General features: G+C 72.2%; 6 protein-coding genes and 1 pseudogene. 6 read left to right on the top strand and 1 reads right to left on the bottom strand.

Features of this window, described 5'->3' with window-relative positions; genetic code table 11:
* Nucleotides 1-1,193 (top strand): annotated as a pseudogene (locus AOK09_RS13570) (glycoside hydrolase); the annotation flags it as partial.
* Nucleotides 1,194-1,262: 69 nt separating this feature from the next.
* Nucleotides 1,263-2,378, top strand: a complete 1,116-nt coding sequence (gene prfB, locus AOK09_RS13565; RefSeq protein WP_055587425.1) for a peptide chain release factor 2 — start codon at nt 1,263-1,265, stop codon at nt 2,376-2,378.
* 138 nt (nt 2,379-2,516) lie between these two features.
* Here prfB and AOK09_RS13560 read toward each other — a convergent pair whose 3' ends face one another.
* Nucleotides 2,517-2,711, bottom strand: a complete 195-nt coding sequence (locus AOK09_RS13560) for a hypothetical protein (RefSeq protein ID WP_055587424.1) — start codon at nt 2,709-2,711, stop codon at nt 2,517-2,519.
* 348 nt (nt 2,712-3,059) lie between these two features.
* Here AOK09_RS13560 and ftsE point away from each other — a divergent pair, with 348 nt between their 5' ends.
* The 4 genes from ftsE to smpB all read left to right on the top strand — a co-directional run bounded on the left by ftsE (nt 3,060) and on the right by smpB (nt 6,603).
* On the top strand, nt 3,060-3,749 hold the full coding sequence (ftsE, locus tag AOK09_RS13555; RefSeq protein ID WP_055587423.1) for a cell division ATP-binding protein FtsE: 690 nt from the start codon (nt 3,060-3,062) through the stop codon (nt 3,747-3,749).
* Between the two features lie 18 nt (nt 3,750-3,767).
* Nucleotides 3,768-4,676 (top strand): permease-like cell division protein FtsX, encoded by a 909-nt coding sequence (gene ftsX / locus AOK09_RS13550; protein ID WP_055587422.1) that lies wholly within the window; start codon nt 3,768-3,770, stop codon nt 4,674-4,676.
* Between the two features lie 143 nt (nt 4,677-4,819).
* Nucleotides 4,820-6,082: a S41 family peptidase gene (locus AOK09_RS13545; protein ID WP_055587421.1), complete on the top strand. Its 1,263-nt coding sequence runs from the start codon at nt 4,820-4,822 to the stop codon at nt 6,080-6,082.
* 44 nt (nt 6,083-6,126) lie between these two features.
* The gene (gene smpB / locus AOK09_RS13540) at nt 6,127-6,603 is read left to right on the top strand and encodes an SsrA-binding protein SmpB (RefSeq protein ID WP_055587420.1); all 477 of its coding nucleotides are present in this window, start codon (nt 6,127-6,129) and stop codon (nt 6,601-6,603) included.
* The last annotated feature ends 21 nt before the right edge of the window (nt 6,604-6,624 follow it).

Here is a 6,624-nt window from a genome sequence, read left to right as displayed (position 1 = left end):
GGGAGCAGCGCGGCGCCGCGCCCGGCGGGCCGGGCGGAGGGCGGGCCCGCAGCCACCGTGGTCACCCGGCGGGGCCGGTCTCGGTGGTGGTCCGCCGGCGCCGGCTGGCGGCCGTGGTACTGGCGGTGCTGGTGGTGGCCGGGGCGGTCGGCGCCGCCTATGCGGCCTTCGGCGGCGACTCCGGTAGCGGCTCCGGTAAGGGCGCCGGGCGTCCCGGCGGCGCCGCCACCGCCACCGCGGGCCGCAACCACGACTCGGGGCAGGGGGTGCGCGGTCCGGGCCTGCCCACCGCGCCGTCGGCCGCCGAGGCCGCCGACACCTCCCCCGGCGCGGAGACCGCGGCACCGCCCGAGTGGTCGGGCTGGCAGCGGGTCCCGGCCCAGCCGGCGCCGGTCGCCGGCGGGGTCAGGGCGGTCCGGGTGGACGGTGTGACCTTCGCCTTCGCCACCGACCGCGACGGTGCCGTCCGCTATGTCACCAGGGCCGGATCGGGCTTCGGCCCCTGGCGGCTGCTCACCGGTATCCATGTCAGCGGCGACCCGGCGCCGGTGGCGATGCCCGACGGCCGGATCGTGCTCTTCGCCCTCGGCACCGACCGGCTGCTCTACCAGCGCACCTACGCGGGCGGCAGCTGGTCCCCGTGGGGCCAGCTGGACGGCCGCACCAAGCTGGACTCGCCGCCCGCCGCGACCGCGGACGACTCCAACGACCGCATCGACCTGGTGGCCCGGATCGGCACCGACCTGGCGACGGCCTCCTATGTGCACCGCACCTGGAGTGCCTGGGCCACCGTGCCGACGGCCGGGCGCATCGACGGCACGCCGGGCCTCGCGGCGGGCCCGCACGGCCGGCTGGACGCCTTCGTGGTCCGTGCTGCGGACGGCGCGGTGCTGCGGGTGACCGCGTTGCGGGGCGCCTGGCACCCCGCCGAGCAGGTGCCGGGGCTGGGCGGGGGCGACCGCGCGGAGCCCGCCCTGGCCGACGACGGCACCCTCTACGTCGTCGGGCGCGGTACGGCCGGGGGGCTCGCCGTGGCCGTCTCGCACTCCGGCGGACGCGCCTGGCGCACGGGCGCGCTGCCCGACCCGGGGGCGGGCGGCCGCTACGCCCCGGGCCCGGTCGCGGAGGGGGCCCGTACGGGGGTCTTCGCCCGCACGCCCGACGGCGCCCTGCGGTACCTCCACACCGTCTGACCCGCCGCCCCGCGCGGCGCCGTGCCCCCGGCGAAGCCGCTTCCGCCGTGGAGCCATTACGCTGGTTGCGTGGCAGCACTGGATCCTTCCGAAGAGCTCAAGTCCCTCGAGTCGACCATGGGGTCGATCGAGGCCGTCCTCGACCTGGACAAGATCCGGGCCGACATCTCGCGCCTCGAGGAGGAGGCCGCCGCGCCGGACCTCTGGGACGACCTGGCCAACGCGCAGAAGGTCACCAGCCGGCTCTCCTTCCTCCAGGGCGAGCTGCGCAAGGTGGAGACCCTGCGCCGGCGGATCGACGACGTCTCGGTCCTGTTCGAGCTGGCCGAGGCCGAGGACGACGCGGACACCCGCGCCGAGGCCGAGGCCGAGCTGGCCTCGGTCCGCAAGTCCGTGGACGAGCTGGAGGTGCGCACCCTGCTCTCCGGCCAGTACGACGCCCGTGAGGCCCTGGTCACCATCCGGGCCGAGGCCGGCGGCGTGGACGCGGCGGACTTCGCCGAGCAGCTGATGCGGATGTACCTGCGCTGGGCCGAGCGCCACGGTTACCCCAGCGAGGTCTACGACACCTCCTACGCGGAGGAGGCCGGCATCAAGTCGGCGACCTTCGCGGTGAAGTCCCCGTACGCCTACGGCACCCTCTCGGTGGAGCAGGGCACCCACCGTCTGGTCCGCATCTCGCCGTTCGACAACCAGGGCCGGCGCCAGACCTCCTTCGCGGGCGTCGAGGTGCTGCCGGTGGTGGAGCAGAGCGACCACGTGGACATCGACGAGGGCGAGCTGCGGATCGACGTCTACCGGGCCTCCGGCCCCGGCGGCCAGGGCGTCAACACCACCGACTCGGCGGTGCGGATCACCCACATCCCGACCGGCATCGTGGTCTCCTGCCAGAACGAGCGCTCGCAGATCCAGAACAAGGCCAGCGCGATGAACGTCCTCCAGGCCAAGCTGCTGGAGCGGCGCCGCCAGGAGGAGCAGGCCAGGATGGACGCCCTGAAGGGCGAGGGCAGTTCCTGGGGCAACCAGATGCGGTCCTATGTGCTGCACCCGTACCAGATGGTCAAGGACCTGCGGACGGAGCACGAGGTCGGCAACCCGCAGCAGGTGCTGGACGGCGAGATCGACGGCTTCATCGAGGCGGGCATCCGGTGGCGCAAGCAGCAGGAGGCCGCCGCCGCCGCGTGACCGCGGCAGCCGCCCGGTGCGGCCATGAGACGCTGAAGGTGAGACGGGGAAGGCCCCGGGAGAGCGAGTGCTCTCCCGGGGCCTTCCGGTTGTCGTGGGGGCGCGCCGGTGCCCGTCCTCGGACGGGGCCGGTGCGGCTCAGGCCAGCGCGTGGCGGGCGATGAGGAACACGGCGGCCATCGCCGCCACCAGGGCGAGCAGCGCGGCGGGCGAGATCGACGCGAACGGGTTCTGCTGCTGCTGCAGCCGCTCGCGGTTGGCCCGGCAGACCGGGCAGCGGCCCTCGTTGACCGGCCCCGCGCAGTTGGCGCACACCAGACGGTCATAGGTCATGGCGATCTCCTCCTCATCCTGCCAACGCACCGGGACGGTGACTTCGTTCCCTGTCATGTCCGAAAGACGGCTGGGAGGACCCTTCGGTTCGTCCCCTCCACTGTGCCAGGTTCGGCCGGATCCGGCGCGCCTACCGCATACCTGTCGGTAATGGCGACCGCTGGACGCGAGTGCTGGAGCAAACAGGTGAGCTGGGAAAGGAAGGATTAGTCCCATTTCGTCCGTGAAATCCCCCACCTTTGCCTCTGGCGAGCCTGCAATCACAGCCGTCGTTCGCGTATGGTCCACCACCGGGGGAGCGGTGGACGCCGCTCCTGTCCTCCTAGACTGGCGAACCGTGATGCAGCCGTGATCAGATTCGACAACGTCTCCAAGACCTACCCGAAGCAGAACCGTCCGGCCCTGATGGATGTCTCGCTGGAGATCGAGAAGGGCGAGTTCGTCTTCCTGGTCGGGTCCTCCGGCTCCGGGAAGTCCACCTTCCTCCGCCTGCTCCTGCGCGAGGAGCGGCCCAGCCAGGGCGCGGTGCATGTGCTCGGCAAGGACCTCGGGCGGCTCTCCAACTGGAAGGTCCCCCATATGCGGCGTCAACTCGGCACCGTGTTCCAGGACTTCCGCCTGCTGCCCAACAAGACGGTCGCTCAGAACGTGGCGTTCGCCCTCGAGGTGATCGGCAAGCCCAAGGCCGCCATCAACAAGGTGGTCCCCGAGGTCCTCGACCTGGTCGGCCTGGCCGGCAAGGAGGACCGGATGCCGGGCGAGCTCTCCGGTGGTGAGCAGCAGCGCGTGGCCATCGCCCGCGCCTTCGTCAACCGCCCGATGCTGCTGATCGCGGACGAGCCCACGGGCAACCTGGACCCGCAGAACTCGGTCGGCATCATGAAGCTTCTCGACCGCATCAACCGCACCGGTACCACCGTGCTCATGGCCACCCACGACCAGGCCATCGTCGACCAGATGCGCAAGCGCGTCATCGAGCTGGACAAGGGCCACCTGGTCCGCGACCAGTCGCGCGGCGTGTACGGCTACCAGCACTGACAGCAAGCAAAGGACATCATGAGGGCCCAGTTCGTCATGTCGGAGATCGGCGTAGGACTCCGACGCAATCTGACGATGACCATCGCGGTCGTCGTGAGTGTGGCGCTCTCGCTCGCCCTCGCGGGTGCGAGCCTCCTCGTCCGTGACCAGGTCAACTCCATGAAGGGGTTCTGGTACGACAAGGTGCAGGTTGCCGTGTACCTCTGCAACAAGAGCGACGCCAAGCAGTACGCCTCCTGCTCCGGCGGTGCGGTCACCGACCAGCAGCGGACCCAGATCAAGGCCGACCTGCTGAAGCTCCCGGTGGTGGCCGACGTCCAGTACGAGAACAAGCAGGACGCCTACAAGCACTGGAAGGAGATGAACCCGGACAACCCGCTGACCGGCGTGGTCGGTGCGGACGGCCTGCCCGAGTCGTTCCGGGTGAAGCTCAAGGACCCGCAGCAGTACGACGTCATCGCCAGCGCCTTCGCCGGCAAGCCCGGCGTCCAGTCGGTGGAGGACCAGCGGAAGATCCTGGACAACCTCTTCGGACTGCTCAACGGCCTGCAGACGGTCGCGTTCGGGGTGATGTCGCTGATGGTCTGCGTGGCGCTGCTGCTGATCGTGAACACCGTCCGGGTGTCCGCGTTCAGCCGGCGGCGTGAGACGGGCATCATGAGACTGGTCGGCGCCTCCAACTTCTATGTGCAGATGCCGTTCATCGCGGAGGCGGCGTTCGCCGCCCTGCTGGGTGCGGCACTGGCGTCCGGACTGCTGCTGGTCGGCAACCTCTTCGTGCACAACTGGCTGCAGCCGCGGGTGCAGTTCATCCACTTCATCGGCCTCCCCGAGGTGATGCGGGTGATACCGCTGCTGGTGGTGATCGGCATGGGAATGGCCGCCGTGGCCGCGTTCTTCACCCTGCGGAAGTACCTGAAGGTCTGACGGCCGCCGTGTCCCCCGAACGGATCGGGCCCCGGCCCCCGGCGACGCCGGGGGCCGGGGCCCGGCCGCGTACGGTGACGTTTGCCGCATTACGTGACCGGATGACCCGGCCCGGCCCGTCGCCTGCCCTACACTCCAAAGCCATGTCCGGTTCGTCTCGGCGGATGCGCCAGGGTGCGACTCTGTCGCTGGTGTTCGGCGCGGTGCTCGCCACCGGTGCCGCCACCGGCGCATGGAGCGGGGCGGGCGGTACCGTCCCGGCGCCACGGCACCCGGTCACGGCCCGCCTGGTCTCCGACGGCGCCGACCTCAGCGGCGAGGACCTCTCGCCGGAGGAGGCCGAGCGGCTGGTCGGGCAGAGCGGCGACCGCTGGGCCGCCTACTACAGCCCCGAGGAGTACGCGGAGTACGCCCGGAGCCTGGACGGCGAGTACGTCGGCGTCGGCCTGTGGGTCAGCCGCGACCGCGACGGCGGTGTCGCCGTCTCCCGCGTGCAGCAGGGCACCCCCGCGGCGCGGGCCGGGATCCGGGTGGGCGACCGGCTGGTGCGGATCGACGGCGCACCCGCCGAGCAGATGCCGGTGACCGAGGTGGTGGCCAGGCTGCGCGGCAGCACGGCGGGCGGCGGCACGGGCACCGGCAGCGCCGGCGGCCGCGCCAGCCGGCAGGACCCGGAGGGCCGCAGTGCGATGCCGGCCGCGGACGCCGACCGGGAGGTGGGTTCCACCGTCACCCTGGCCGTCCGCCGGGCCGGCTCCCCGGTCCGCGAGGTCACCCTGCGCCGCACCCTGCTGGCCACCCACGACGTCGCGGTGGACCACCCGGGCCGCGACATCACCCGGATCACCGTCGGCGCCTTCACCGCCGGGGTCGGCCGGGAGGTCGCCGAGGCCGCCCGCAGCGCCGCCGCGCAGCGGACCGCGGACGGCGCCCGGACCGGCGGCATCGTGCTCGATCTGCGCGGCAACTCCGGCGGCCTGGTCGCCGAGGCGGTACGGGCCGCCTCCGCCTTCCTGGACGGCGGCCCGGTGGGCACGTACCAGGTGCACGGGGCCGACCAGGACCTCACCGCGGCGCCCGGCGGCGACACGGCCACCCCCCTGGTGGTGCTGGTCGACAGCGGCACCATGAGCGCCGCCGAGCTGCTGGCGGGGGCGCTGCAGGACCGCTGCCGCGCGGTGGTGGTGGGCTCCCGCACCTTCGGCAAGGGGACCGTCCAGGAGCCCAGCCGGCTGGCCGACGGGTCGGTGCTGGAGCTGACCGTGGGCCGCTGGTTCACCCCCGCGGGACGCTCCCCGGACGGCGCCGGGATCGAGCCCGACGTCTCCGTCCCCGCCGCGGCCGACCCGGCGCAGGCCGAGCAGCTGGCCCTCACCGTGCTCTCCGGGCTGGGCTCCCCGGGGTAATGGACTCCCGTCCGGCCGCGCCGGATGCGACAATGATCGGCGCTATGGCAAAGGAAAAGGGACAGAAGCTCATCGCGCAGAACAAGCGGGCGCGGCACGAGTACACCATCCTCGACACCTACGAGTGCGGCATGGTGCTCACCGGTACGGAGGTGAAGTCGCTCCGCGAGGGGCGGGCCAACCTCACGGACGGCTACGCCTACATCAGCGGCCGCGAGGCCTGGATCGACAACCTCTTCATCCCCGAGTACACCCAGGGGACGTGGACCAACCACGCGGCGCGCCGCAAGCGCAAGCTGCTGCTGCACCGCGACGAGATCCGCAAGCTCGAGGCGAAGACCAAGGAGACCGGCCACACGCTGGTCCCGCTCTCGCTGTACTTCAAGGACGGCCGGGCCAAGCTGGAGCTGGCGGTCGCGGTCGGCAAGAAGCTCTACGACAAGCGGCAGGCGCTGCGGGAGAAGCAGGACAAGCGGGAGGCGGCACGCGCCGTGGCCCGCGCCAACCGCCGGACGGGCTGACCCCCGGCCGGGGGGAATGCG

This window comes from Peterkaempfera griseoplana (assembly GCF_001418575.1).
GTDB classification, from domain to species: domain Bacteria; phylum Actinomycetota; class Actinomycetes; order Streptomycetales; family Streptomycetaceae; genus Peterkaempfera; species Peterkaempfera griseoplana.
Note: the sequence above shows the minus strand (reverse complement) of the source record. Positions and strands in the feature narration are given on the sequence as shown.

Coding starts and splice junctions, on each gene's coding strand:
- AOK09_RS13560 (WP_055587424.1), bottom strand. CDS start 2,711: ATGACCTATGACCGTCTGGTGTGCGCCAACTGCGCGGGGCCGGTCAAC.
- ftsX (WP_055587422.1), top strand. CDS start 3,768: ATGAGGGCCCAGTTCGTCATGTCGGAGATCGGCGTAGGACTCCGACGC.
- AOK09_RS13545 (WP_055587421.1), top strand. CDS start 4,820: ATGTCCGGTTCGTCTCGGCGGATGCGCCAGGGTGCGACTCTGTCGCTG.
- smpB (WP_055587420.1), top strand. CDS start 6,127: ATGGCAAAGGAAAAGGGACAGAAGCTCATCGCGCAGAACAAGCGGGCG.